Annotated in this window: 1 pseudogene; it reads left to right on the plus strand. The window is 43.3% G+C overall.

Annotated features, from left to right (window positions below):
* Positions 1–819, plus strand: a pseudogene (locus OKC40_RS22680) (AAA family ATPase); the annotation flags it as partial.
* Positions 820–829: the final 10 nt, after the last annotated feature.

Consider the following 829-nt stretch of genomic DNA (forward strand, 5'->3'; position numbering starts at 1 on the left):
TATGACAAACTGAAGGTCTATGTTTCCGACCGCCGCTGGCAGCGGGCGACCCAACTGCTCAAGGCCGCAGCCCTCTTTAATGGCCGCAGCGAAACCAATCACAGTGATGCCTTGCTATTGCGGCACTGCTTGTGGACCCATGAAGATAATCGTGTTGCCGTTAACGATATCGTTGAGCAAGCCGTCAAGGATAGCGGTTTTGACAGTGGTATTAATCTGGCAGAGATCGATCTCAAAAAAACGTTGCTGGATAAAGAGATTCACATTGAGCTTTTTTGTACGGAAGATATTTACAAGGTTGAATCACTTAGTCGTTTCATTAAAGAGAAAACTTTTTTTAAAGTTAGCAATAAATTTAATGGTCATGGCAGCAGTCAAGAGCATATATATATTCCAACAGAGCGAATGAGCAAGGCAGGTAAATTTCATCCAGTGGACAAGTCTGGCAACGAAATTGATTACTTGGTTTTCGAGTTTGATAAGCAGGGAACATGTAAAATATCAAATCCAAGAAGTTTTCACAGCAACTCTTCGTTTGATTTCAAACCAGAAATACTTTTCCATAAAGGTGATAAAAAAACGGATATCAACCAACGTCTGATTGACTCACTCTCATCTTCAGTGACAGATGTCAGATCGCAGCTGAGTGCCATTTTGGACAAGGTGGAGACCTTGCAGCAGGGATATGAACAGCGTCTTGCATCCATATTTGTCCCGGTAGAAAAAGTAGCCATTGCGCTCGATGGGATTACGGAGCAGATAAGCCAGATCAAGCTGCGTATCAAGGATTGCGAACGGCTGGAAGCCTTATGCAAATAAGCCTGGTGGA

Origin of the sequence: Aeromonas sp. QDB11, from assembly GCF_027705265.1 — a bacterium.
GTDB classification, from domain to species: Bacteria; Pseudomonadota; Gammaproteobacteria; order Enterobacterales; family Aeromonadaceae; genus Aeromonas; species Aeromonas allosaccharophila.